Below are 24,891 nucleotides of genomic sequence, written 5' to 3' on the forward strand. Positions count from 1 at the left end.
CTGATCAGCAATAGCCGTAGATGCCGCACGAGTAGGGCAGGCGCCAGAAATAGTCGACCTGCTTCCCGCCGTAATACGAGCCCTGATAGTCGTAGTCCCAGGGGCGGCCGTAATAGCCCGGCAGCGTGTGCGTGCCGGGCAGCAGCGGCGTGCCCGGCAGGTTGCGGATGTAGCTGCCGATGCCATAGGCCGGCGAGATCAGCGCATCCGGATCGGTTTCGACGTAGACTTTCGGCGGCTCCTGCGGCGGAGCCGCGGCCCGGCGCTTCGGCGTGGCCGGCAGATCGGCGGCGAGCGCGCCCGAGACCGTCAGCATTGCCGCAAGGGCAGGTACCATCCAGCGCAGCATCGTCGGCTCCGAATCAAAAAGGGCGATCCAAGGACGATGTATGCGGCCAATATGGTTAATGACTATTAACCGGCGGCGCGGTTCCGGGGCGGCTGTTTGCACCGCCCCGGAGTGACAACAACTACGCGCCCAGTGCCTGTTCCAGATCGGCGATCAGATCTTCCTTGTCCTCGATCCCGATCGAGAGCCTGACCACGTCGGGGCCGGCGCCGGACTTGATCTTGGCGGCGTCGTCGAGCTGGCTGTGCGTGGTCGAGGCCGGGTGGATCACCAGCGAGCGGGTGTCGCCGACATTGGCCAGATGCGAGAACAGCTGCAACTTCGACACCAGCCTGACGCCGGCGTCATAGCCGCCCTTCAGGCTGAAGGTGAACACGGCGCCCGCGCCCTTCGGCGCGTATTTGCGCGCGAGCCGGTTGTACTTGTCGGTTGGCAGCCCCGCATAGCTCACCGAGGCCACCGCCGGGTGACCGGCGAGGAATTCGGCGACCGCTTTCGCATTGTCGCAATGCCTCTGCATGCGCAGCGGCAGCGTCTCGATGCCGGTGAGGATCATGAAGGCATTGAACGGCGACAGCGCCGGGCCGAGGTCGCGCAGGCCGAGAACGCGGCAGGCGATCGCGAAGGCGAAATTGCCAAACGTCTCCTGGAGCTTGATGCCGTGATATTCCGGCCGCGGCTCCGACAGCATCGGATATTTGCCGCCCGTGGACCAGTCGAACGTGCCGGCATCGACGATGATGCCGCCGAGCGAATTGCCGTGGCCGCCCAGAAACTTCGTCAGCGAATGCACGACGATGTCGGCGCCGTGGTCGATCGGGCGGATCAGGTAGGGCGAGGCCAGCGTATTGTCGACGATCAGCGGCACGCCCGCCTTGCGCGCCACCGTCGAGATCGCCTCGATGTCGGTGATGCTGCCGCCGGGGTTGGCGATGGATTCGATGAAGATCGCTTTCGTGCGCGGCGTGACCGCGCGCTCGAAGCTCGCGATGTCATCCGGATCGGCCCATACCACGTTCCAGCCAAAGCTCTTGAACGCGTGCGTGAACTGGTTGATCGAGCCGCCATAGAGCTTTCGCGCGGCGATGAACTCGTCGCCGGGCTGCATCAATTGCTGCAACACCACGACCTGCGCGGCATGGCCCGAGGCCACGGCCAGCGCGGCCGTGCCGCCTTCGAGCGCGGCGACGCGCTCTTCCAGCACCGCGTTGGTGGGATTGCCGATGCGGGTATAGATGTTGCCGAATGCCTGCAGGCCGAACAGCGAGGCGGCGTGGTCGGCGTCGTTGAAGACGAAAGACGTCGTCTGATAAATCGGCGTAGCGCGCGCACCGGTGGTGGGATCGGGCTGTGCACCGGCATGCACGGCGAGGGTCGAAAATCCCGGAAGGCGATCGCTCATTGATGGCGTCCTGTTCTCATGATCTGAAATCGCGCGGCATGCTGATCGTCGCAGCGTCTGCCGTCAAGGCGCCGGTTCACATCAGGACTATCGCGCTACGCATTGTCGCGTTCGCGAAAGGAATCCTTCGCAAGTGCGTCAGCTCTGCTCGGTCTTGTTCTTGGCGGCGCGATCGGACGCCGCGGTGTCACCGCCGCCGACACTCATCCGATTGAGGGATAGCCGCATGCCTTGTGTCGGTGCCGGCGGGCGCTTGGAACTCAGCGTGCGCGAATTGACGCCCATCCATGAGATCTCGGACGACAGCCGGCCATATTCGATCTTGGGGCAGCGGTTCATCACCACCTTGATGCCGACCGATTCCGCCTTTGCCGCGGCGACATCGTCACGCGCGCCGAGCTGCATCCAGATCACCTTCGGCAGCGGATCGAGCGTGAGTGCTTCTTCGACGACAGGCAGGATGTGGCTGGAATTGCGAAAGATGTCGACCATGTCGATGGGATGGCCGATGTCGGACAGCGAGGCGACGAATGGCTTTCCGAGCAGCTCCTTGCCGACATGGCCGGGATTGACGGGGATCATGTCGTAGCCGCGTTGCGCCAGATATTTGAACGCGAAATAGCTCGGCCTCACGTTGACCGGCGAGGCGCCGACCATCGCGATCGACTTCACGCTGTTGAGGATGGCGCGGATGTAATTGTCGGGATAGGCGTCGTGGTTCATTGGCTCTTCTTTTTGCTGTCATTGCGAGGAGCGCAGCGACGAAGCCATCCAGTCTGTTTCCTCGGTGGGATTTCTGGATTGCTTCGCTTCGCTCGCAATGACGATTCTACTCACCCCGCCATGTCGGCGTGCGCTTCTCGATGAAGGCGCCGATGCCTTCCTCGGCGTCGCGCGCCATCATGTTCTCGGTCATGACCTCTGCCGCATAGCGATAGGCTTCCGCAAGGCTCATCTCGGCCTGGCGGTAGAATGCCTCCTTGCCGAGCTTGACGGTGTAGGCGGATTTCAGCGCAACCTGTTCGGCCAGCGCAAGCGCGGCGTCGCGCTCGGTGCCGGCGGCGACGACGCGATTGATCAGCCCGATCTCGCGGGCGCGGGCGGCCGGGATCGGCTCGCCCGTCAGCAGCATCTCCATCGCCTGCTTGCGCGGCACGTTGCGCGACAGTGCCACCATCGGCGTCGAGCAGAACAGGCCGATGTCGACGCCGGGGGTGGCGAAGCTCGCAGCGTCCGAGGCGATCGCAAGATCGCAGCTTGCGACGAGCTGGCAGCCGGCGGCGGTCGCGATGCCCTGGACGGCGGCGACCACGGGCTTCGGCAGGTGGACGATCGCCTGCATCATCGCGCTGCAGGCGGTCATCATCTCCGCGAAGAAGGCGCGGCCGCGATCCGGATCGGCGCGGCGCGCGGTCAGCTCCTTCATGTCGTGGCCGGCGGAGAAGGCGGGGCCGTTGGCGGCGATCACGACGCCGCGGACCGCCTTGTCGTCGCCGATCTCGTTGAGTTCGGCATGCAGGCTTGCGATCATCGCCTCCGACAGGCTGTTGCGCGCGGCCGGGCGATTGAGCGTCAGGACCGCGATGGGGCCGACGGTCTCGCGCAGCAGGATCGGCGGTTGCGGGGAGGGGGCGCGGGCCTGGACGGGCATCGAAAGCGTTTCCGGTTGGATTCTTGCACTTGGATGACGCGGATGGATGATGCAGATAACCTAATGTAGCAGGCGAAGTGAAGCGAGGGTGAGGCGAAGCATGGCGTTAGCGAAAATGAGCGTGGTGGAGGTCGAGCAGTTTCTCCGTGAGGAATTTCCCCAGGCCTTCGGCGGCGACGACATCACGATCGAGAGCGCGGACGGCCAGACCTGCCTGCTGCGCCAGCGCTACAGCGAAAGGATGCTGCGGCCGGGCGGGACCGTGTCCGGCCCGACCCTGATGGCGCTTGCCGATTTCGCGATGTACGTGGTGCTTCTGTCCGCGATCGGGCCGATCGGGCTCGCCGTCACCACCAATCTCAACATCAATTTCCTGCGCAAGGGCCAGCCCGGCCAGGATGTGCTGGCGGAAGCCCGGCTGCTCAAGCTCGGCAAGCGCCTGGCGGTCGGGGAGGTGAAGCTGCTGTCCGGCACGTCGCCCGATCCGATTGCCCACGTCACCTCGACCTATTCCATTCCAAATGTTTGAGCTTTTCGCAGGTAATATCGCACCATATTTTTAACTTATTGATTTTACTCATGTAATTTCCACCATCGGGCATTGACCGTTGCGCGTCTCTTCTCTAGAAAACCGCGCAGTCCGGTGCGGTGTTCGCGCCGATGCTCCCCGTCCACGGAAACTCTGACATGAAAACCTTTTCGGCAAAGCCGGCTGAGGTGACGAAGAAGTGGGTACTGATCGACGCCAAGGGTCTGGTCGTCGGCCGTCTCGCCACCATCGTTGCCATGCGCCTGCGCGGCAAGCACCTCCCGACCTACACCCCGCACGTTGATTGCGGCGACAACGTCATCATCATCAACGCGCAGCATGCGGTCCTCACCGGTCGCAAGCGCGAGCAGAAGACCTATTACAAGCACACCGGCTATGTCGGCCATATCAAGGAGCGCACCGCGCGCCAGATCCTCGAGGGCAAGCATCCCGAGCGCGTGCTCGAGAAGGCCGTCGAGCGCATGATCCCCCGTGGTCCCCTCGGTCGCGTCCAGATGGGCAACCTCCGCGTCTATGGCGGCGCCGATCATCCGCACGAGGCCCAGACGCCCGAGAAGATCGACATCGCCAAGTTGAACCGCAAGAACACGAGGGCCGCATAACATGGCCGAATCCATCCAGTCGCTCGATCAGCTCTCGCAGCTCAAGACGGCGGCAGCGCCCGACGCGCCCAAGCACGAGAAGAAGGTCGACAAGTTCAACCGCGCCTATGCCACCGGCAAGCGCAAGGACGCGGTCGCCCGCGTCTGGATCAAGCCGGGCGCCGGCAAGGTCACGGTCAACTCGCGCGAGGTCGAGGTCTATTTCGCCCGTCCCGTGCTGCGCATGATGATCGAGCAGCCGTTCTCCGTGGCTGCGCGTTCCGGTCAGTACGACGTGATCTGCACCGTTGCCGGCGGCGGCCTCTCCGGCCAGGCCGGCGCGGTCCGTCACGGCATCTCCAAGGCGCTCACCTATTTCGAGCCGGAGCTGCGCGGCGTGCTCAAGAAGGGCGGCTTCCTGACCCGCGACTCCCGCGTCGTCGAGCGCAAGAAGTACGGTAAGGCCAAGGCCCGCCGGTCCTTCCAGTTCTCGAAGCGTTAATCGCTTCGGTCACATTCGCCGCGAAAGCGGCTTCAATGAGATGCAAAAGGGCGCTGATTTCAGCGCCCTTTTTGTTGTTCGTTTGTACGCAAATTGATGACGAGTTTCCTGAAAAGTTGGGCTTGCGTGAAAACCTGAATGGAACCCGCGAGACATAGCGTCGCATTTGGAAGGGCGCGCAAATCGGCTGAGCCGATCGCGTAATTGCTATGTTCAAGAGGGGGCCGACATGATGTCGCTCGATAGCATCACGCTCTATTTGGTCGCCACCATGGTTGCCGCACTGCTCGGCGCCATGATGGTTTTCTTTGGCAGGCAGGAGAACAGCCCTGCGCTGAAATGGTGGGGCACCGCCTATCTTCTCGGCGCCGCCTCGGTCGCGCTATGGACCGCAGCCGGCGAAAGCCTGGGCCCGCATCTTTACCTCGCGCTGAACGCGGTCGGTTTCGTCGCCTGCGGCATGGTGTGGAATGCGGCGCGTGTCTTCCACGGCCGCAAGCCGAACTGGCCAGGGCTCCTCGTCGGTGCGCTCGTTTGGACCGCCGCCGTTACACTGCTCGATCCTGCGGCTTCAATGCTGCGCATGATCGTCGGCGCCGGCATCGTGTCGGTCTATGCGGCGCTGACCGCGAGCGAGCTCTGGGTCGAGCGGCGCAAGAGCCTGCAACGGCGCTGGCCGGCCTTCGTGGTGCCGGTGATGCACGGCTGTGTCCTGATGCTGCCGATCCTGCTCGGCAGCTTCCTGCGCCCGCACGATGCCGGTTTCTCCACCAGCATCTGGGTCACCGTGTTCGCGGTCGAGCTGGTGCTCTATGCCGTCGGCACCGTGTTCGTGATCTTCATGCTGGTCTCGGAGCGCACCGTCACCGCGCACCGGACCGCGGCGTCCACCGATCCGTTGACCGGCATGCTCAACCGCCGCGGCTTCTCCGAGGCCTGCGGACGCGTGATCGAGCGCGAAGCCAAGGCCGGGCGTCCCGTGACCGTGATGATCTTCGACATCGACCACTTCAAGTCGATCAACGACCGCTTCGGCCATCCCGCCGGTGACGAGATGCTGAAACTGTTCTCGACCGTCGTCGTCAGCAATCTGCGCATGACCGACATGTCGGGCCGTATCGGCGGCGAGGAATTCGCGGCGCTGCTGCCGTGTTCGCTGGAGGAGGGCGTGCTGGTCGCCGAGCGCGTGCGCGAGGCGTTCGAGACCTCCGGTATCGTGGTCGATGAAGGCCCGGTCGACACCACCGTCAGCATCGGCGTCGCCGGCGGTCCGGCCGGCACCGAGCTCGAGGTGCTGCTGGCCTCGGCCGACACCGCGCTCTACCAGGCCAAGCGCGGCGGCCGTAACCGCGTCGAGGCGGCCGAGGAGCTGCCGCTGTCGCTGGAGAACTGGCGCCGCCAGAGCGCGGCGCGGATCGGTCCGCCGCAGGCGCGTCCGGTCACGGCTTGAGGCAAAGGGGCCCTGCGGTAATCCCCTGTTTACCATTCGATTCCTACCATCGTGGCCATGGAATCGATCCGTCGACAGAACCCGCAGGCCGCCCTGATGTCGCTCGAAGCCGCTGCAGCCTCGGCACGCGGCGGCTTCGCCTGCCTGTTCTCCACCGCGGACGAATACGAGAGTGCGCTGATCACCGAGCGCCGCGCCCAGGGGCGCTACGCGCAAGGCCGCAGCTATTGGCCGGCCGCGCTGTTCGTCGGTTGCGTTCTGATCGTTGCCGGCACCGCTTTGCTGTTCGCCTGAGAGCGCCGCATTTTTGGCCGATCAGGGCGCCGTTTCGGCGCCTTTTTCTTTGCCGCCGTCTGCGGTAGACACGCCCATCAAACAAAGAAGGGTGGAAACCGATGATCACCGAGATCGCGCAAATCGACGTCAAGCCGGGCAGCGAGAAGGACTTCGAGGCTGCCGTCGCCAAGGCCAAGGCCGCCTTTGGCCGCGCCAAGGGCTTTCACGGTTTCGAACTGCACAAGTCGATCGAGAAGCCGCAGCGCTACCGGCTGATGGTGAAATGGGACACGCTGGAAAACCACACCGTCGATTTCCGCGGCTCCGAGAACTTCACCGAATGGCGCGGCCTCGTCGGCCAGTATTTTGCCACGCCCCCCGAGGTCGAGCACACCGAGACCGTGCTGACGACCTGAGCGGCTTTATGTCGGGAGCATGATCTCCGCGCAAACGCGCTCCGCGTTTGTCGCGAGGAAAAACCGCTGCAAACTTTTCCGCAATCTTGTCCTACGCCGCCTCCGCCAGAGGCGGCGCCTCATACGTCTTGAAATGGTCGATCATGACCTTGGCGATGGCGACGAGCGGCAGCGCCAGCGCCAGGCCCCAGATTCCAAACACGACGCCGAGGAGGATCTGGAACGCGAACAGCGTCGCCGGCGGAATGTCCAGTGCCTGCCGCTGCAGGATCGGCGTCAGCACATAGCTCTCCATGGCGTGCACGCCCATGAAGAGGAGAAAGGCCGACAGCGCAGGGATCCAGCCCGAGGCGAGGCTCGCGAGCACCACGACGACGCCGGCAATGATGGCGCCGACGGTCGGGATGAAGGCGAGGAGGCCGGCCTGGATTCCCAGGATGAAGGAGCCGGGAATGCCGATGACGGCAAGCCCGATCCAGGTCACCACACCGACCGCAAGCATCACGATGATCTGCGCGATCAGCCAGCGCTCCAGCGTCTCGCCGATGCGGTCGATGATGAGGGTGACGCGGGTGCGGTGTCTGGCCGGCGCAAGGAACAGCAGGCCGTCGTGATAGACGCTGGGCTGGGCGGCGAAGGCAAGGCCCAGGAACAGCACGATGAAGATGTTGCCGACGGCGCTGATAGTTCCGAGCAGCAGCTTGAAGGTCTGGCTTACGATCGCTCCGCCGCTGGAGGCGAGCGCGCCTGCGCCCGACAATCCGCCGTGCGAGCCTGGGCTCGAGGCGGGTGTCGGGCCCGTGTCGGTCGAGGCGGCGGGGGCGGCATTGCCGAGGTCGAACACGCTGGTGTCGATGCCGTGGTTTTCGAGGAAGGACCGGACGTTGGTGATCTGCGACCTGATGGTCTTGCTCAGCAGCGAGGCCTGGTCGGCGATGGTGGCACCGCCGAGATAGGCAACGCCTCCGAGCATCGCGGCCAGCAACGTGCAGACGATCGCCAGCCGCACCGCATGCGGCAGGTGCAGGCGGCGGCCGAGTGCGTTGGTCAGCGCATTGAGGCCGACGCCGAGCAGCATGCCGGTGAAGATCAGGAGCAGGGTGGTCGCAAAATACCAGGTGAAGACCAGCATGGCCGTGAACAGCACGATACCGATGCCCCCGACCGAGATCGACCAGGCCAGATCGGTGCGGATCCGGGTTCGTTCGTCGGCGGAGACTGGCACGTCGCTTCCTCTTTCAAGCTGTCCTTGCGAAGCCACTCTTTCTTCTATTGCGGCCGGGATCAAGCCGCATCAACGTCGCTGGGACGATGGCGGTCCTTGAGATCTCGTTGGCCCAGACGTCGTCACGAGCCGCGGCATTGCGCGAGGAACGTGTCGATCGCACCCGTTGATTGACTCAACCGCTAGTTCTGGCACAGACTCGATTCAACGTATTTTTCGACGCCTGTTTCGAGAAGCAGTTTGATGAAGAGAATGAAGGCTCTTTTTGCAGCGATGCTCATCGTGGCGTCGCTTGGGGCCGCCAACTACGTGGCATGGCTCAGGTTGCATCCCGAAGTTTCGGCCGTGGAATCGATTAATGAGAAGGCGAAATACAACGCCCATGTTGTGATGCTTCACCAGCGCGCCATGGAGCGCGTCGATCCGGGCACGAGCGAATCATATTTGCCGGTCTACGACGCGCAAAATCCCGGATTGTTCCTGCTGGTGGCGGAACTCGCCATACGAGCCGGCGCGACGACTCCACTCCCGCTCGAAGTTCTTTCCATCCTGCTGTTCAATATTGGAGCCTTGTGCTTCTTCTTTTGGGTCTATTTGCTGTTCAGCGACGTTATCGCCGCAACGTTTGCCACCGTATTCCTGGTGCTGTCGCAGTTCTTCCTGTTCTTCTCCGGCGTCACGCACACGATGCCCTATGAGTTCGTGTTCTTCAACCTGACGCTGCTGCTCTTTCTGCTCTACTTGAAGCGAGGCGAGCGGGTCTATCTCGTGGGGTCGCTGCTGGCCATGTTCCTCATGGCCATGAACTACTGGTTCTACTATATGTCATCGTGGATCGTGATGGTCGGTCTCTGGTGGCAGTATCGAGGTCGCCCCCGCCTGCGTGACGTTGCGCTGATTTCCGCTCCGCTTGTCGCGGCCGCCACGCTTACAGCCGCCATGATCATGTTCATCGTCGGCGGCTTCACGAGCGGAATTCTGCGGATGCTGGACCTGTTCGTGGCTCGAACCGTCGACGCTCGCATGCCGAACAGCCATTGGTATCCTGGCGTCAAGTTTGTTTCTGCTGCGGATTGGGATCGCTATCCCGATGTCGTCGCATCCCGACTGGAATGGGCATATAGCTTTGACCTGCAAACCTTCTCGATTGCGGCCGGCTGTGCGGTGATCTTGCTGTCAATCCGCAAGCGCAGCTCTGCTGTGTCGGCTCTTATTCTCTTGCTTGGAAGCCTGTCCTGGTACTTCGTGATGCTCCAGCACACGTTTGTCCATTCATTCAGTGGTATGTATAGCTTCCTCGGCATATGCCCGCTCTTTGGCTTGATCATCGCCGAAGCGGTTGTCCGCCTTTGCGACGCGCTGAGTTCCACCCGAGCCTGCTTCACGGGCGGAAGCATTAGGCGCGCGGTTCTTTCGACATGTGTTGCGGGGGTGATGGTCGTCGTGTCGTGGTGGGCGGTGGTTCCGTTCTATCGGAACTCCGTCGGGTTAATCAAAAAGACGGTCGCTATCGCGGCCGACGTCGAGAAGAAATATCGGCTGGCGGTCCAGGACGCCTGTCGCGATGATTCAAAGGTGACCCTGGAAGAGTTGAAAGGGGCCGCGCAAGCGTGGGGCTTCCAGTGGACCCCCGAAATCCTCGCTGCCACCAACCAAATGCCGACCTGTTCCCGTTACAGCAGCGTGCAATGAGAACCGTTCAATGTCGGTCGACCGGGACCTGCCGGCCTGGACCGACGGATTTGGGCGGCAACTGCAGCGCGACATGACGCGCGTATTCCCTTGAGAAGCGCAATTTGCCCTGCTAATCGAGGGATCGGAAAGCAAGGTCCGCATGGTTCAAGCCTCTCGTCCGCACCAGCCTGTTTCATCTGACAGTCTCAAGACTGGTGCCGATACCTATTCGAGCGCGATTGCGGACGCCCAAAACTACATGGATTGGGTGATCGAACAGTTCCGCCCCTATTTGAAGGGCGAGATTCTCGAAGTCGGTTTCGGCCACGGTCACTACAGCAACAGGCTTAGCCAATTCGGCGACTATTGCGGTGTCGACCATGATCGCGAGAGCGTCGAGCATGCCAGGACCGCGATGCCCGGCAGGAAGTTTGCCGTCTGCGACATCTTGGCGCGAGAGCAACTGCGCGGACTGTTTCCGCAGGGCGTCGATGCCGTCTTCACCATCAATGTGCTCGAGCACATCGAGGACGACGCCACGGCGATCGCCAATCTTGTCGACGTGCTGAAGCCGGGAGGGCACCTCCTGATCAGCGTGCCGGCTCTGATGCTGCTCTACAACGACCTCGACCGCCTGGCGGGGCACTGCCGCCGTTACACCACGACGCGCCTAGGCGATCTGCTTGCGGATCAGCCGGTCGAACTCGTTCGGCTCAGCTACTTCAATCCGATTGGCGGATTGGGGTGGCTTGCCAATCGCCTGAAGCGGCATCAGTCGCTGAACGATGACGCCGTCAACGGGCAGATTGCGCTATTTGACAAATATATCGTGCCGCTGTCGCGGGCGCTCGATCCGCTCTCGCGAAGTTTCTTCGGGCAATCCGTCACCTGCATTGCACGTCGCCGATGATCTCAGTCGTCATTCCCGCACTCAACGAGCGCAACGGCATCGTTGAAACCATTGATCGGGCCAAGGCGGCTCTCGACGGCGCTCAGCTCACTCCCTATGAAATCGTCGTCGTCGACGATGGTTCGGTCGACGGGACTGGCGCGCTCGCCGAGGAGGCGGGGGCAAAGGTGCTCAGGCATCCCCACAACATCGGCTATGGCCGCTCGCTGAAGGATGGAATTCGCGCCGCATCCTACGATACGATCGTCATCAGCGATGCGGATGGTTCCTACCCGATGGAGGCGATCCCGGCACTGGTCGCGCGCTTTGGACAGGGTTTTGACATGGTCGTCGGCGCCCGGACCGGGCCCAACTACCGGGAGTCGATGCTGAAGTCGCCGTTGCGCGCCGTCCTGAAGGCGATCGTCGAATTCACCGCCAACCGCGACATTCCCGACATCAACTCCGGCCTTCGCGTGTTCGGCCGGCAGGTCGCCATCTCCTACTTCCAGCACGTCAGCGATCTGTTCAGCTTCACGACGTCGCTGACACTGGCCTACATGATGAACGCAAAATTCGTCGACTACGTCAACATCGACTACAAGACGCGGATCGGTCGCTCCAAGGTGAACCTGTTCCGCGACTCCGTCAGGACCCTGCAATATGTCCTGGAGGCCTGCACCTACTACAATCCGCTGAAGATCTTCGTGCTGCTGGCAATGATGTGCATGGCGCTCGCACTGGTCTCGCTGGTCGGCGGGATCATCCTGCAGCTCGTCAGTGCCTTCGTCCTGGGCGTCGGCGCGATCCTGCTCAGCATTCTCGTCGTCGCGATGGGACTGCTCGCGGTGCTCCTGAAGCAGATCATGAACCAGCGATCATGACCTTCCTGTGCGAGGGAACGCGATGTGCGGCATAGCGGGCGTCGTTCATCGTGACGGTCGCGCCGCCGACGGCCGTGCGGCGGCGGCGATGTCGGCTGCGCTGCTCCATCGTGGACCGGGCGGCGAGGGCACCTGGCCAGGAACGAACGCATGCCGGACCTGAAGGATCAGACGATCAGCGATTTCGGGGAGCAATGGACCGCGTTCCGCGACAACCCCGGCTATTACGGGTCGGCAGCTCTCCTTGCCGATCTGTTCGGGCCGTTGCTCGCCCTGGATGACGTCAAGGGCAAGCGGGTCGCCGATATCGGCAGCGGCACGGGGCGCATCGTCAACATGCTGCTCGATGCCGGGGCCGGTCATGTCGTTGCGGTCGAGCCCTCCGCCGCCATGATGGTCCTGAAGGAAAACACGGCCCAGGGCGCCGACCGCGTCGCGTATTTGCAGGTGCCCGGCGATCAGTTGCCGCCCGATCTCGAACTCGACTACGTGGTTTCGATGGGCGTCCTGCATCACATCCCCGCGCCGGCGCCCGTCGTCCGCGCGGCCTACGATGCGTTGCGCCCCGGTGGACGCTGCATCGTCTGGCTCTACGGCTACGAAGGCAACGAGACCTATCTGTCGCTCGCGATTCCGCTGCGCAAGCTCACCGTTCTGCTGCCGCATCGGCTGCTCGTGGCGCTGTCCTATGGTCTGGAGTGGGTGCTGACGGCCTATATCGGGCTGTGCCGTATATTGCCGCTCCCGATGCGGTCCTACATGCGCTCGGTGCTGGCGAAGTTTCCGCGCAGCGTTCGCCGCTTGACCATCTACGACCAGCTCAATCCCGCTTACGCGAAATACTACACGCGCGCCGAGGCAGAGGCGCTGCTGTCGGATGACGGATTCGGGGATATCAGGCTCTACCATCGCCACGGCTATAGCTGGACGGTGTCCGGCACCCGGCCGGCATGAGGTGATCCGCCCTGACGTTCTTGGCGAAGGCCCGTCGCCGCCTTCGCGCAGTCAATCGATCCGGAGAAGCCATTGCCAGCTACCGACATCAAAGGCGCAGGGGCGCCGCCTACGGGCCGGCCGGCACTGGCCGCATGGACCGGCCGTCTCGCATGGCTCGGGATCTGGTTCTGGGTGGTCGCCCTCGCGCTGACGGTGCATCTCGCTTTTCTGGTGGCCTGGCCGGACCATTTCCTCCACGAGGATGGCGGCGCCTATCTGGACGAAGCGGACGCCATTCTGAAGGGCCACTATCTCGACGATGCGGGGAAGCGGCCGTACGGCGTGGCGGTCTTCCTGGTGCTGCTCTCCAAGCTGTTCGGGCCGCATATCCTGGTCTTCGTCATCGCCCAGCATCTGCTGAGCATCGGCACGGCCCTGCTCATCGCCGCGACGGTGCGCCTTGCCGGTGCGCCCCGTATCATGTCGGTGCTGGCCTTTCTGATCGCCGCGCTCTATGGGCGCACGGTTCACTACGACAACACGATTGGCGCCGAGACCATTTCCAATTTCCTGGTCAGCCTTGCGGCCTTCATCGCCGCAGGCATCGCCTTCAGGAAATGGCCGCCGTACCTCGCTGCGGCGGCCGCAGGGGTGACCCTCGGGGCCGTCATGACCTGCAGATCGGCGGCGGTCGGACAGGCCGCCGTCATCCTGCTCTGGCTGGCCGTGGTGCTGGATGCCGGATGGGGCCGCCGACTGGCCGTGCTCGCACTGGCAAGCGGCCTTGCCACCGCCGTTTATCTGATCCCGACGGCGGTCAATTACGCGATCGGAAAGCGTTCGGTCGGCAATGAGAGCCTTGCGGTCATGGCTTTCGTTGTCGGCTATTCCGCCGACTACGACCACGGTATCTATCTCGACCGGAAAGCCAACGCGCGGGCGTTTGTCGAGAAGATGAGGGCGGCCGACACCCCGACCGGCTGGGCCGATCCTGGCGTGTATCAATGGCCCTTCCGCGCCATCCAATTGCTGCCGAAACCCGGCGATAGCCAGGCCGAGATCGAAAAGATGGTTCGCGATATCTTTATCGAAACGCTGACCACCCCGTCGACGCTGTATCGGCATGTCACCAGGCATTTTTTGCGCGAGATGTACTTCCTGCTGTTCGATGGAAATACCGTGGCGCGGCGTGCGTCCAGTCCGCAGGGTTACGAGTACTTCGCCCAACGGGACCTGTACCCGCTCTTTGGAAGTCCGACCGGGTTCAAACGCGGGCAACTGGTTCACGACTATTACAAGCCATATTCTCGGCTGGAGGGGCGGATCCTGCCGACGCCGGATCAGTTGCAGCAGGGGCTGGATTTCTTGCTGGCGCGCGGCTACCAGCCGCGCGGGGATCGGGCCAAGCTGTGCTGCGGAGTGACCGTCTCGAGCGAGTACGATGACCTCCCAGGACCGATCCGGTGGATGTCTGCCGCGATGCTGATCCTCGCAGTCGTCCTGCTCGCGGGCGTCGTCGGCGCACGGCTCGGATGGGCGCCGCCCTTGCCTGCGGACCTGGTGACGGGTGGCACATTGATGGTCCTGCTCGCGCTGGTCAGCGCCGCGTTTCCGGCATTCCTCATCTATGGGCTCAATCGCTATGCCTACTACGTCATCCCGTTCCTCGGCGGCGCCAGCGCCATCCTGGGGGCCGTTCTGCTCGACCGGATCCGGCTCTTGGCCGGCTCCTGGCCCTTGCGGCGCGCAGGTACCTGAGGGACCGCCCGGCCGCCGAGGCGGCACAGGTGGCGCGAAAATAGCATTGCCGTCCCGCGATCCCTTCGGTTGAATTTGCTCCATCAGAAGGGCATGTTTGGAGAATCTTCTTACGCGGAGGTCGGAACGGGAGATGAGAAAGCCGGTCGTCGGCGTGATCGGGAACGCCCATCGCGTCGAAAATCGATTTCAGGTCCAGATGGTCGGCGAGCGTAATCTGCGCGCCGTGGCCGAGGTTTCCGGCGGCCTGCCGGTGATGTTCGCGGGCTCGCCCGACATCACCGATATCGCGGCGTTGCTCGATACCGTCGACGGCGTCATCCTCACCGGCGCCCGCGCCAACGTGCACCCGACCCGTTTCAACGTCGACCCCTGCGAGAAGCACGAGCCCTACGACATCCACCGCGACGAGGTGGCGCTGGCGCTCTCGGTGGCCTGCGTGGCCCGCGGTATCCCGCTGTTCGGCATCTGCCGCGGCCTGCAGGAGATGAACGTCGCCTTCGGCGGGTCGCTGCACCCCGAGATCCGCGAAATCCCTGGCCGGATGAACCACCGCATGCCCAGGCTCGAGAACGGCGAGATCCATCCCGACCCGACCGTGGTGTTCGCCGATCGTCACGACGTCGAGCTGACGCCCGGCGGCGCGTTCGCAACGCTGCTCGGCTGTGAGCGGATCCGGGTCAATTCGCTGCATGGTCAGGGCATCCTGGAGCCCGGCAAACGCGTGTTCGTCGAAGGCATCGCTGAGGACGGCACCATCGAGGCGATCCGGATCGCCGAAGCCCCGACCTTTGCGCTCGGCGTGCAATGGCACGCCGAATACGATCCGCAGCGCAATCCGATCAACCGCAAGCTGTTCGAGGCGTTCGGCGAAGCGCTGGTGGAGCGGCAGCGCGCGGCGGCGTAGATCACTTTCTTGTCCCGGACAGGCGAAGCGCGGATCCGGGACCCACGCCGGCCGGAGGTCCTCCTGGGTGATGGTTCGTTTGGCGGACAGTCTGGCCTAGTTTCTGGCTCGTATGAACGCTTGCATCTCTTCCGGCGTGAGCTTGCCATCCTTGTTGCTGTCCATCGCCTTGAAAATCCGCTCGTGGGCTGCCTGAAACTCTGCCAACGAGATGGCTCCGTCACCGTCGGCGTCCATCAGCGCGAACATCATGCGGAACATGATCGGAGGCCCCATCGCGTCCACGCCCATCGTGCTGCGACCCTTCATAGCGTTACCCATCATGCCTCCACCACCCATCATGCCTTGTCGCTCTCCGGACTGGCTTGCGGGGGGCGTCGTTTGCGCGGGCGTCGACACTTGGTCCGATCCCGGATGATGGCCCTCGTGATCAGATGCCGTCTGAGCGAATGCGGGATGGTTCAGGGCAGCAAACAACAGCGCCGCAGCAATGGTTGGACGTCGCATGGTTGTTTCTCCGACGTTGATCCGAAATCCCGACGATGCCGATCCGGACCGGGTTCGGCTTGAGGCAGATCAATATGGCGGGTAGGGAACGCCGCTCGGTTTCGAGGATGTCTGCGGTCCTGTGCTACGCCATCATTTGCCGCGAGGCAGCATGCGGTTCAGCGTATTGTCGCGAAAAACAACATGATGGATCAGAGCTGCGCCGGCATGAAAGAACGCGACGAATACAAGCGCGTGGGCTGCAATTTCGTGGATCTCCTTGACCGAATGGGCAAAGGCTCGATCTCGTATCCATGGCGATGAGATTTCGTAGATGCCGAGCAGCGGCAACGCCTCGCCACGCGCAAACTGCGTGACGATCCCGGCGATGGGAACGACAGCGAGCAAGGCGTAGAGCGCATAGTGAAAAAGACGGGCGGTTGGGTCGGCGAAGGCGCCAAGCCATCTGCGGAATTCGTTTGGCTCGGGAGGCGGCGGCGGAACGGCCGCCCTCCACGCCACGCGCATGATCAGCGCGGCCAGGATCAACAGGCCGGCGGAAACATGAACGAGCAGGCCCGTCTCGCGAGCGCCACCCTTGGGCAAGTCATCGCCAAATATGCCGAGCGTCCACGCAACGATCACCAGGACCGCCGTCGCCCAGTGGAAGAACTGGGGAACGGTCCCGTATCGGTCGGGCGAATTCGTCAATTGTGCCTCCGTTGATCTTCGATCCGGTAGCGCGGGCCAGCCCTTCGAGGACCAATGCATCAGAAAATTCGCTGCGACTCTTTGATCCGCCTCATGGCGCGACCTGTTTCTTGCGCGAGGCGGCATCTCGATAATCGGGCGAGGGCTGAATTTTGCGACCCCTGAGGCGAGTTCCATCCCGGGCGAGCAAGTTGCCATGCTCGGTCGAACACCCTTGGTGCGCGGCTACGCGGCTCGCTCCATCCGCCGCGCGCGATAGGCCTGCGGTGACATCAGGGTCAGCTTGCGGAACGCCTTGCGAAAGCTGCTCTCGTCCTCGTAGCCGGCCGTGCGTGCGATGGTCTTGACCGGCTGCGTCGTCGTCTCCAGCAGCGTGCGCGCGTGCTCGACGCGGCGGCGCGTGATGAAGGCTTGCGGCGGTTCGTGCGTGAGCTCCTGAAACTTCCGGTTCAGCGTGCGCTCGCTGAGGCCGAGCGCGCCGGCGAGGCGCTTGACCGTCATCGGCCGCTTGCCGGTGCGGCGAACCAGCAGGTCGGCCCTGGTCAGCAACGGGTCCTGCGACAGCAAATAGCCGACGGGCATGAAGATCGACTGGCTGCGCTGCGCGGTGTCGATCACGACGTAGTCCGCGCAGAGTTTTGCGATCTGCTTGCCGTCGACCATCTCGATCAGCCGGAGCAGGAGGTCGACCCACGACATCGGTCCGGCCGCGCAGACGATGCGGTCCGCCACGGTGATGACGGCGTCGGCGGCAAGGTCGATCGTGGGGTGGCGCTGCCGCAACTCGCCTTGCAGCCACCAGGTGATGGTTGCGCGGCGGTTGTCGAGCAGGCCCGCTCCCGCAAGCAGGAACACGCCGCTGCAGAACGCGCCGATCAGCCGGCCATTCGCGTGCTGCTGCCGGAGCCAGGCACCGGCACGGGCATATTGCGGTTGCAGGCGCTCGGCCGTGACGTGATCGACGAGGTTGCCGGGGACGATGATCGCATCATGGCGAGCGCGTCCGCCGATCGCGCCGTCGACCGCGACCATCTGGCCGCCGCCGGCACGCACGGCCTTGCCGTCGAGCGAGAGCGTCTCCCAGGCGAAGCGCGTTTTCGCGCCGCTCTGCTGCATCACGTGGTTGGCGAGCGACAGGATGTCGGCGACGCCCGAGATCGCCGAATGCATGCAACCTTCCAGCGCCAGAATTGCGAGCTTCATGGGACCTCCGGGGGTGATGCCGCGATCCTATCCGATCGGCACGGATGGCGCGTGGCGGAAATTGCCCGATCTCTGTCTTGTCCGCCACTGCCGTCCGGGCGGTGTCAGGTCCAATCTCGCTCCGTCGTCACACGACATGACCGGAGAGAGACATGCCTTACATCACCATTTCCACCGTTCGCGGCATTCTGGATGCCGCGCAGAAGAAGACCCTGCTCGAACGCGTCACCGACCTCCTGGTCGAGGTCGAAGGGCAGGGCAACCCGGAATTCCGCCGCAACGTCTGGGTCAGGATCGAGGAGCAGGAGCCCTCGCACTGGTCGCTCGGCGGCATGCAGCCGACCAGCGAGATCATCGCGAGCACGTTCGGCACGATCGGGGCGGACGGGGTGCGGGTCGGGCGGCTGAAGACGTAGCCAGAGGGTGAGGCGAAGTCCATGCTGGTCCCAGGTCTGCAAGATGGGCTTCGTCTCGCTATGCCGCGACATCAGCAGCGGGCGCGGTCTTCACGCGATGTTCCCAATATGGGAATATCGTTTCGTGCGGATCATCAAACAATCCACGCTGGCCAAATTCGCCGCGGCAAACCCCAAGGCGAAGCCCGCGATCGCCCGATGGGTCAAGCTCGTCAGGGCCGCCGGATGGGCTTCGATGAATGAGATTCAGACGACTGTACCGGGAGTTGTCGTTCTGAACGGCGAGCGGGCCCGTTTTGAAATCGCGGGCGGCAGTTTTCCCCTGATCGTGGCATTCGCGTTCAAGCACCAGATTGCGTTCATCAAATTCATCGGTACGCATGCAGAGTACGACAAGATCGATGCGTTGGCGGTTGCGATGTACTGAGGGAAGAACCATGGAAATCCATCCCATTCGGACAGAGGCGGACTATGATGCTGCTGTCGCTGAAATCGAACGGCTCTGGGGGGCGGAGCCCGGGACTGATGATGGCGACAAGCTCGATATTCTCGCAACGCTCGTTGAGAAGTACGAGACCTCACATTGGCCGATCGATGTGCTGCGTCTCGACCCGATCGATATGCTGAACTATCTGATCGACGAAGGCGGACACACTCAAGCAGAACTCGCGGAGCTATTGGGGTCGCGCTCGCGTGCGTCCGAGATATTGAACAGAAGACGCGCGCTGACGGTCGAGATGATCTTTCGGATCAGCGAGGCCTGGAAAGTGCCTGCCGAACTCCTGGTCAAGCCGTATCGGTTGAATGCGGTTTAGCATTTGGGATGGTCCTCGCTTCAGCGAAACCCGTCGTTTTCTTGCGAGGGCGACACCGCTCGATGGCGAGAAAGTCGCGCTAAGTCTTCTCGGAGAGAAACCCATCGAGCGCGTTTCAATCCGCTCGGACACAGGAGGCCTGTCGATTTCGCTTCCTGGCAATGTCGTCCTGGAAGTTCTCAACATGTCGTCTGGTTACGAGGGATGGCAGAAGGGCATTCCGGGGCTATCCATCATTGCGACCGCAGGCGGAGAATTAGCTAGCGATCATCGCCAAGAAGCACGAGCATTAGTCTCACAAAACGAAAAGGCGCCTCCTTTCGGAAGCGCCTTTTGCTTGTCGCAGTCGGTTCGGGCCGCTTAGCCCGAATAGTACATCTCGAACTCGACCGGGTGCGGGGTCATCTCGAAGCGGGCGACTTCCGTCATCTTCAGCTCGATATAAGCATCGATGAAGTCGTCGTCGAACACGCCGCCGTTCTTGAGGAAGCCGCGGTCCTTGTCGAGGTTTTCCAGCGCCTCGCGCAAGCTGCCGCACACCGTCGGGATCTGCTTGAGCTCTTCCTTCGGCAGGTCGTAGAGGTCCTTGTCCATCGCCGGACCGGGATCGATCTTGTTCTTGATGCCGTCGAGGCCGGCCATCAGCATCGCGGCGAAGCCGAGATAGGGATTGGCGAGCGGATCGGGGAAACGCACCTCGACGCGCTTGGCCTTCGGCGAAGCGGTGTAGGGGATGCGGCAGGAGGCCGAACGGTTGCGCGCGGAATAGGCGAGCAGCACGGGGGCCTCATAGCCCGGGACCAGACGCTTGTAGGAGTTGGTCGACGGGTTGGTGAAGGCGTTGATCGCCTTGGCGTGCTTGATGATGCCGCCGATGTAGTGGAGGCAGGTCTCGGACAGGTCGGCGTATTTGTTGCCGGCGAACACCGGTTTGCCGTCCTTCCAGATCGACTGGTGCACGTGCATGCCCGAGCCGTTGTCGCCGAAGACCGGCTTCGGCATGAAGGTGGCGGTCTTGCCGTAGATGTGCGCGACCTGGTGGATGCAGTACTTGTAGATCTGCATGTGGTCGGCCATCAGCGTCAGCGTGTCGAACTTCATGCCGAGCTCGTGCTGGGCGGAGGCGACCTCGTGATGGTGCTTCTCGACCTTGACGCCCATCTTTGCCATGGCGCCGAGCATCTCGGAACGCATGTCCTGCACCGAGTCCTGCGGCGGGACCGGGAAATAGCCGCCCTTGGTGCGGACGCGGTGGCCGAGATTGCCGCCTTCGTATTCGGTGTCGGAGTTGGTCGGCAGCTCCGAGGAGTCGAGGCGGAAGCCGGTGCTGTAGGGGTTGGCGGAGAACCGCACGTCGTCGAACACGAAGAACTCGGCTTCGGGGCCGACGAACACGCTGTCGCCCACGCCCATCGACTTCACCATGGCCTCGGCCTTCTTGGCGATGCCGCGGGGGTCGCGGTTGTAGGGCTCGCCGGTGGTCGGCTCGAGCACGTCGCAGGTGATGACCATCGTGGTCTCGGCGAAGAACGGATCGATCGTCGCGGTCACCGGATCGGGCATCAGGCACATGTCGGACTCGTTGATCGCCTTCCAACCGGCAATCGAGGAGCCGTCGAACATCGTCCCTTCGGCGAAAATGTCCTCGTCGATCATGCTGATGTCGAACGTGACGTGCTGCCACTTGCCGCGCGGATCGGTGAAGCGCAGGTCGACGTACTTAACGTCGTTGTCCTTGATCGATTTCAGGACGTCTTTGGCGGTCTTCATGCATACCCCTTTTGGCTCTGCGGGACGGTTTCCAGATGAGCAAAATTATTCTCGCTTTTCGGCGAGTTTTGCGCGACCGCACAAACGAAATCAGGCCGCCGAAGCAGCCTATTTCTTGTCAGAGTGTCGCAAAACGCGGGATAGCACCCGGCTCAGATAGCGTCCAGCCCGGATTCGCCGGTTCGGATGCGGATCGCCTCTTCGATGTTGGAGACGAAGATCTTGCCGTCGCCGATGCGCCCAGTCTGCGCGGCGCGGCGGATCGCATCGATCGCCCGCTCGACCAGATCGTCGCCGATCACGATCTCGATCTTCACCTTGGGCAGGAAGTCGACGATGTATTCTGCGCCGCGGTAGAGCTCGGCGTGACCCTTCTGCCGGCCAAAGCCCTTGGCTTCTGTGACGGTAATGCCTTGCAGGCCGACTTCCTGAAGCGCTTCCTTCACCTCGTCGAGCTTGAATGGCTTGATGATGGCTTCGATTTTCTTCACTGCGCGCCTCCCGGCCTTTCGATCAAATAGCAACGTCTTCGTCAGGATGCGCTTTTCTTAACGCACGATCTTGTCTTCGCAATGCCGGGATCCCTGACGAGACCGGCAACCTCGGCCGGCCACACCCTGATAAATGCCAGTGAGCACGACGAACCGAAGCGGCTTCCTCGAAAGCAGGGTCTATGCCAAGTTGCAAATGCCCTGATTATTGGAGCGTTATCAGCCTTTTAACGAGCATCCCTGATAGGTGGCGCCGACCGGCACAAAATACCTAAGACTACGAAATAGGCAATCGGTTCAATATGTGTGCAGATCGTCGTTCCGGTCACCTCATCGGCACGGAAGATGCCTGTTGAAAAGGCGTTTGGACAGGGAAGTGGCATGGAAGTTCTGACCAATGCTGAAATGCAGCGCGCCGACCAGCTCAGCATCGCGGCAGGCACGCCCGGCTTCAAGCTGATGCTCAGCGCCGGCCAGGCGGTCGCGGAGGCGGCCAATGCGCTGGCGGAGGAGGGACCGATCCTGATCGTCGCCGGTCCCGGCAACAATGGCGGCGACGGTTTTGTTGCAGCGGCCGAGCTCGCCGCCCAGGGCCGCGATGTCTCGGTGATCCTGATGTGCGAGCGCGACCAGCTTCAGGGCGATGCGGCCTCCGCGGCGCGCGGCTGGAAGCTCCCGGTGCTGCCGTTCAACCCGCAGGCGATCGGAAAGCCCGCTTTGATCATCGATGCGCTGTTCGGCGCAGGCCTCAGCCGTCCCGTCGACGGCGAGGCGCGTGCGATGATCGAGGCGATCAATTCCAACAGCGCGCCCGTGCTGGCGGTCGATCTGCCGAGCGGCATCAACGGCACCAATGCGGCGGTGATGGGCGCGGCCGTGAACGCCACCGAAACCGTCACCTTCTTCCGCAAGAAGCCGGCGCATCTGCTCTTGCCCGGCCGGATGCATTGCGGCCGGGTGCGCGTCGCCGACATCGGCATCGAGGCTCAGGTGCTGGACGAGATCGCGCCGCAGATCTTCGAGAACGATCCGGATTTCTGGGGCGCCGCCTTTCCGGTGCCGCGCATCGACGGCCACAAATACGCACGCGGGCATGTGCTCGCGATCTCCGGCGATGCCGCCGCCACCGGTGCGGCGCGGCTCGCCGCGCGCGGCGCGCTGCGCGCAGGCGCGGGTCTGGTGACGCTGGCGAGCCCGCGCGATGCGCTTGCGATCAATGCCGCCGCGCTGACTGCGGTGATGGTTCGTCCCGTGGACACCGCGATCGAGTTCGGCGAGCTGCTCGGCGACAAGCGCTACAACACCTGCGTGATCGGCCCGGGCGCCGGCATTGGGGATCGCACCTGCGACATGGTTCACACCGCGCTCACGGCGCAGCGGCACCTGGTGCTGGACGCCGATGCGCTGACGAGCTTTGCCGCGACGCCCGAGCGCCTGTTTGAATCGATCAAATCCTCGCAGGACAATGCGGTGGTGCTGACGCCGCACGAGGGCGAGTTTCCGCGCCTGTTCTCCGATCTCAGCAACAAACATCCGGGCCGCTCGAAGTTCGAGCGCGTGCGCGTCGCCGCCGAGCGCTGCGGCGCGGTCGTGCTGTTGAAAGGACCTGACACCACGATCGCCGCGCCCGACGGCCGTGTCACCATCGCCGCCAACGCGCCGCCCTGGCTCGCCACCGCCGGCGCCGGCGACGTGCTCGCCGGCATCATTGCGGGGCTGCTGGCGCAAGGCGTGCCGGCGTTCGAGGCGGCCAGCATCGCCGTGTGGATGCATGGCGAAGCGGGAAGCGAGGCGGGGCCGGGGCTGATCGCCGAAGATCTCACTGAAACGCTGCCGGCGGTGCACCGGCGGATCTATAGCGCGCTCGGGGTCGAATACTGAGCGTTCACTCCACCGCGTACCAGCGCACCAGCCGCGGTGCGGCCCAGTCGGTCGCAACGGATTCCATCAGCCATCGCCCGGGGGAGGTCGCCGCGAAGGCGATGCGCTGGGTCTGGCCGGGCTCGATTGCGAGCGTGTCGAGCCAATAGGGCTTCCAGCCATCGTCGAGCTTGTCGAGCAGGCGGAAATGGTGGCCGTGGAGATGAAAGACGGTGGTAACCGGCGCGGGGTTCTTGAGCGCCAGCGCGATCGTGCGGCCCGCCTTGGCGCGGAAGGCGGGGGCGGAGCCGGTGGAGAAGCTTGCGGGCCGGATCCACCCGGCTTCGGGCGCACCGAGCGCGACATCGAACCGCATGGCCCCCTTCAGATCGAGCTTCTCGGGCAGGTCATTCGAAGGAAGTGGCTGCAGCATCGGCGCGCGCCGTTCCCGCGCCCGTTCGCCGGAAATGGTGAGACTGCCGACACGGCGCGCCTCCTTGCCGTCATGCAGCAGGAATGGGGCCGATGTGGCCGCATCCACGACCGCGTCGGCGCGCGCGCCGGGGGCCAGCACCAGGGCGCCGTTGCGCGCCGGGAACGGTTCGGCCGGCTGTCCGTCGAGGGCGATCATCCGGACGTCGTGGTTTTCCAATTTGATCGCCAGAACAGACCGTTGCGAGCCGTTGATGAAGCGCAGCCGCAGCCGTTCGCCGGCGGAGGTTGAGAGTTCGAATGAAGGCTGCCCGTTGATGGTATAGAGCGGTGTCGTGTCCTTCGGTTCGCGGCCGGGGGGAAGCGCGGTCCCGTCCTGCCTCACGCGCCATTCCTCGATCAAAAGGACCACGTCACGATCGACGGCGACCCGGTCCGACTCGGCGGCGATGATCGGAAGCGGACGCGCGGGATGCTTCAGGCCGTCCTCGAAGAGACGGAAGTCGGCCAGCAGGGTTCCCGCATTTGTTATTGAAATAATTGATGTTTCAGTCGCATCCGGTGCGGTCGGCGCGCGCCCCCTGAGCGGGTCTGCCGCGGTCGGGCCATTGAGGCCGTACCAGACTGGGGCAAGCGGCACAGGTAACTCATTGCGGAAGACCACCTCGCAACGGTCGCCGCGCTTGAGACGGACATTCCCAAGGTGACTTACTGCGGCCAGCTCCCAAATCGGTGTAGCCGGCTGACCCGGCGTCAGAACCAGAGTTGCCGGCCTCGCCTGAAGGGCGAGCTGGGCGGTTACGAGCGGGGCTGCGCCGCCGGCCATCAGCCCGGCCGCCGAGGCGGCAAATCCGGCGCCAAGGCCGGTCAAAACCTCGCGCCTCGTCGGGTCGAAGATCCGCGTTTTCATGCGGCGATCCGGACCACGCCGCGCTGGATAAGTCCAGTCGCCATGCCTACTTGATGCCTGCCTCGATCAGGCCATTTTTTTGCTGCGAACAGGCGGGCACATGCTATAAGCCCGCCGCCCGCGGCATCGCGGCCGGTCTTGATGCAAATTACGCGGGCGTGGCGGAACTGGTAGACGCGCTGGATTTAGGTTCCAGTGACGAAAGTTGTGGGGGTTCGAGTCCCTCCGCCCGCACCAAGCGCTTTCAGCGTTTGCACGGATTACGAGGGCCTGCTTCGGCGCGGATGTTTGTCCGCCTGAAGCCGGTCCGATCAACCGCCGGCGTTGAGGCGTTTGCCTCGCGCCGG

Annotated in this window: 27 protein-coding genes and 1 tRNA gene; 17 read left to right on the forward strand and 11 right to left on the reverse strand. The window is 63.5% G+C overall.

From position 1 onward, the window contains the following. Nucleotides 1–4 precede the first annotated feature (4 nt). The 4 genes from OC450_RS22255 to OC450_RS22270 form a co-directional block, all read right to left on the reverse strand. On the reverse strand, nucleotides 5–349 hold the full coding sequence (locus tag OC450_RS22255) for a hypothetical protein (protein ID WP_262048688.1): 345 nt from the start codon (nucleotides 347–349) through the stop codon (nucleotides 5–7). Between the two features lie 121 nt (nucleotides 350–470). Then, entirely contained in the window at nucleotides 471–1,751 is a 1,281-nt protein-coding gene (locus OC450_RS22260) for an O-acetylhomoserine aminocarboxypropyltransferase (protein ID WP_211385980.1), read from the reverse strand. A gap of 138 nt (nucleotides 1,752–1,889) precedes the next feature. After that, nucleotides 1,890–2,474 carry a CoA-binding protein gene (locus tag OC450_RS22265; RefSeq protein ID WP_211385981.1) on the reverse strand — a complete coding sequence of 195 codons (585 nt, stop codon included), beginning with the start codon at nucleotides 2,472–2,474 and terminating at the stop codon, nucleotides 1,890–1,892. A 106-nt stretch (nucleotides 2,475–2,580) separates the two neighbouring features. Beyond that, complete coding sequence (locus OC450_RS22270) at nucleotides 2,581–3,402, reverse strand: enoyl-CoA hydratase (RefSeq protein WP_262048689.1); 822 nt, start codon at nucleotides 3,400–3,402, stop codon at nucleotides 2,581–2,583. Between the two features lie 100 nt (nucleotides 3,403–3,502). Here OC450_RS22270 and OC450_RS22275 point away from each other — a divergent pair, with 100 nt between their 5' ends. The 6 genes from OC450_RS22275 to OC450_RS22300 all read left to right on the forward strand — a co-directional run bounded on the left by OC450_RS22275 (nucleotide 3,503) and on the right by OC450_RS22300 (nucleotide 7,177). Next, on the forward strand, nucleotides 3,503–3,931 hold the full coding sequence (locus OC450_RS22275; RefSeq protein ID WP_211385983.1) for a PaaI family thioesterase: 429 nt from the start codon (nucleotides 3,503–3,505) through the stop codon (nucleotides 3,929–3,931). Nucleotides 3,932–4,089: 158 nt separating this feature from the next. After that, a complete protein-coding gene (gene rplM / locus OC450_RS22280; RefSeq protein ID WP_091965253.1) occupies nucleotides 4,090–4,554 on the forward strand; it encodes a 50S ribosomal protein L13 in 465 nt (154 codons plus the stop codon). A 1-nt stretch (nucleotide 4,555) separates the two neighbouring features. Further along, the gene (gene rpsI, locus OC450_RS22285) at nucleotides 4,556–5,035 is read left to right on the forward strand and encodes a 30S ribosomal protein S9 (RefSeq protein WP_211385984.1); all 480 of its coding nucleotides are present in this window, start codon (nucleotides 4,556–4,558) and stop codon (nucleotides 5,033–5,035) included. Between the two features lie 229 nt (nucleotides 5,036–5,264). Beyond that, nucleotides 5,265–6,485 carry a sensor domain-containing diguanylate cyclase gene (locus tag OC450_RS22290; protein ID WP_211385985.1) on the forward strand — a complete coding sequence of 407 codons (1,221 nt, stop codon included), beginning with the start codon at nucleotides 5,265–5,267 and terminating at the stop codon, nucleotides 6,483–6,485. Nucleotides 6,486–6,542: 57 nt separating this feature from the next. Continuing rightward, complete coding sequence (locus OC450_RS22295; RefSeq protein WP_211385986.1) at nucleotides 6,543–6,779, forward strand: hypothetical protein; 237 nt, start codon at nucleotides 6,543–6,545, stop codon at nucleotides 6,777–6,779. Between the two features lie 101 nt (nucleotides 6,780–6,880). Next, complete coding sequence (locus OC450_RS22300; RefSeq protein ID WP_211385987.1) at nucleotides 6,881–7,177, forward strand: antibiotic biosynthesis monooxygenase family protein; 297 nt, start codon at nucleotides 6,881–6,883, stop codon at nucleotides 7,175–7,177. Nucleotides 7,178–7,268: 91 nt separating this feature from the next. Here the strand turns inward: OC450_RS22300 and OC450_RS22305 are convergent, their stop codons facing one another. Beyond that, nucleotides 7,269–8,402 (reverse strand): AI-2E family transporter, encoded by a 1,134-nt coding sequence (locus OC450_RS22305; RefSeq protein ID WP_211385988.1) that lies wholly within the window; start codon nucleotides 8,400–8,402, stop codon nucleotides 7,269–7,271. 243 nt (nucleotides 8,403–8,645) lie between these two features. On the opposite strand from OC450_RS22305, the gene OC450_RS22310 reads away from it, so the two are divergent. The 6 genes from OC450_RS22310 to OC450_RS22335 all read left to right on the forward strand — a co-directional run bounded on the left by OC450_RS22310 (nucleotide 8,646) and on the right by OC450_RS22335 (nucleotide 15,450). Further along, nucleotides 8,646–10,094, forward strand: a complete 1,449-nt coding sequence (locus tag OC450_RS22310; protein ID WP_262048690.1) for a hypothetical protein — start codon at nucleotides 8,646–8,648, stop codon at nucleotides 10,092–10,094. A gap of 142 nt (nucleotides 10,095–10,236) precedes the next feature. Continuing rightward, on the forward strand, nucleotides 10,237–10,986 hold the full coding sequence (locus OC450_RS22315; RefSeq protein WP_262048691.1) for a class I SAM-dependent methyltransferase: 750 nt from the start codon (nucleotides 10,237–10,239) through the stop codon (nucleotides 10,984–10,986). After that, nucleotides 10,983–11,849 carry a glycosyltransferase family 2 protein gene (locus OC450_RS22320; protein WP_211385991.1) on the forward strand — a complete coding sequence of 289 codons (867 nt, stop codon included), beginning with the start codon at nucleotides 10,983–10,985 and terminating at the stop codon, nucleotides 11,847–11,849. Before OC450_RS22315 ends, OC450_RS22320 begins: the two co-directional genes overlap by 4 nt. A 150-nt stretch (nucleotides 11,850–11,999) precedes the next feature. Beyond that, nucleotides 12,000–12,803 carry a class I SAM-dependent methyltransferase gene (locus OC450_RS22325; RefSeq protein ID WP_262048692.1) on the forward strand — a complete coding sequence of 268 codons (804 nt, stop codon included), beginning with the start codon at nucleotides 12,000–12,002 and terminating at the stop codon, nucleotides 12,801–12,803. Nucleotides 12,804–12,875: 72 nt separating this feature from the next. Further along, nucleotides 12,876–14,543, forward strand: a complete 1,668-nt coding sequence (locus OC450_RS22330; RefSeq protein WP_262048693.1) for a hypothetical protein — start codon at nucleotides 12,876–12,878, stop codon at nucleotides 14,541–14,543. A 133-nt stretch (nucleotides 14,544–14,676) separates the two neighbouring features. Continuing rightward, complete coding sequence (locus tag OC450_RS22335; protein WP_256807177.1) at nucleotides 14,677–15,450, forward strand: gamma-glutamyl-gamma-aminobutyrate hydrolase family protein; 774 nt, start codon at nucleotides 14,677–14,679, stop codon at nucleotides 15,448–15,450. 96 nt (nucleotides 15,451–15,546) lie between these two features. Here OC450_RS22335 and OC450_RS22340 read toward each other — a convergent pair whose 3' ends face one another. The 3 genes from OC450_RS22340 to OC450_RS22350 form a co-directional block, all read right to left on the reverse strand. After that, nucleotides 15,547–15,957: an EF-hand domain-containing protein gene (locus OC450_RS22340; RefSeq protein ID WP_256807178.1), complete on the reverse strand. Its 411-nt coding sequence runs from the start codon at nucleotides 15,955–15,957 to the stop codon at nucleotides 15,547–15,549. Between the two features lie 132 nt (nucleotides 15,958–16,089). Beyond that, the gene (locus OC450_RS22345; RefSeq protein WP_211385996.1) at nucleotides 16,090–16,647 is read right to left on the reverse strand and encodes a cytochrome b; all 558 of its coding nucleotides are present in this window, start codon (nucleotides 16,645–16,647) and stop codon (nucleotides 16,090–16,092) included. Between the two features lie 225 nt (nucleotides 16,648–16,872). Continuing rightward, complete coding sequence (locus OC450_RS22350; protein WP_211385997.1) at nucleotides 16,873–17,850, reverse strand: GlxA family transcriptional regulator; 978 nt, start codon at nucleotides 17,848–17,850, stop codon at nucleotides 16,873–16,875. Nucleotides 17,851–18,002: 152 nt separating this feature from the next. Between OC450_RS22350 and OC450_RS22355 the strand changes: the two genes are divergently transcribed. Genes OC450_RS22355 through OC450_RS22365 form a run of 3 tightly spaced genes read left to right on the forward strand, consistent with a single transcriptional unit; the run spans nucleotide 18,003 to nucleotide 19,081 of the window. After that, nucleotides 18,003–18,266 carry a tautomerase family protein gene (locus OC450_RS22355; RefSeq protein WP_211385998.1) on the forward strand — a complete coding sequence of 88 codons (264 nt, stop codon included), beginning with the start codon at nucleotides 18,003–18,005 and terminating at the stop codon, nucleotides 18,264–18,266. Nucleotides 18,267–18,309: 43 nt separating this feature from the next. Continuing rightward, nucleotides 18,310–18,693, forward strand: coding sequence for a type II toxin-antitoxin system HigB family toxin (locus tag OC450_RS22360; RefSeq protein WP_262048694.1), 384 nt, complete (start codon nucleotides 18,310–18,312; stop codon nucleotides 18,691–18,693). A 10-nt stretch (nucleotides 18,694–18,703) separates the two neighbouring features. Further along, nucleotides 18,704–19,081, forward strand: a complete 378-nt coding sequence (locus OC450_RS22365; RefSeq protein WP_211385999.1) for a type II toxin-antitoxin system HigA family antitoxin — start codon at nucleotides 18,704–18,706, stop codon at nucleotides 19,079–19,081. 360 nt (nucleotides 19,082–19,441) lie between these two features. Here the strand turns inward: OC450_RS22365 and glnA are convergent, their stop codons facing one another. Continuing rightward, a complete protein-coding gene (gene glnA / locus OC450_RS22370) occupies nucleotides 19,442–20,851 on the reverse strand; it encodes a type I glutamate--ammonia ligase (protein ID WP_211386000.1) in 1,410 nt (469 codons plus the stop codon). Between the two features lie 152 nt (nucleotides 20,852–21,003). Beyond that, nucleotides 21,004–21,342, reverse strand: coding sequence for a P-II family nitrogen regulator (locus OC450_RS22375; RefSeq protein WP_007603495.1), 339 nt, complete (start codon nucleotides 21,340–21,342; stop codon nucleotides 21,004–21,006). Nucleotides 21,343–21,723: 381 nt separating this feature from the next. Here OC450_RS22375 and OC450_RS22380 point away from each other — a divergent pair, with 381 nt between their 5' ends. Further along, nucleotides 21,724–23,223, forward strand: a complete 1,500-nt coding sequence (locus OC450_RS22380) for an NAD(P)H-hydrate dehydratase (protein WP_262048695.1) — start codon at nucleotides 21,724–21,726, stop codon at nucleotides 23,221–23,223. A gap of 4 nt (nucleotides 23,224–23,227) precedes the next feature. Here OC450_RS22380 and OC450_RS22385 read toward each other — a convergent pair whose 3' ends face one another. Then, complete coding sequence (locus tag OC450_RS22385) at nucleotides 23,228–24,544, reverse strand: multicopper oxidase family protein (protein ID WP_262048696.1); 1,317 nt, start codon at nucleotides 24,542–24,544, stop codon at nucleotides 23,228–23,230. Nucleotides 24,545–24,696: 152 nt separating this feature from the next. On the opposite strand from OC450_RS22385, the gene OC450_RS22390 reads away from it, so the two are divergent. Beyond that, a tRNA-Leu gene (locus OC450_RS22390) sits at nucleotides 24,697–24,781 on the forward strand. The last annotated feature ends 110 nt before the right edge of the window (nucleotides 24,782–24,891 follow it).

This window comes from Bradyrhizobium sp. Bra78 (assembly GCF_024519855.1).
Classification (GTDB): Bacteria; Pseudomonadota; Alphaproteobacteria; order Rhizobiales; family Xanthobacteraceae; genus Bradyrhizobium; species Bradyrhizobium japonicum_G.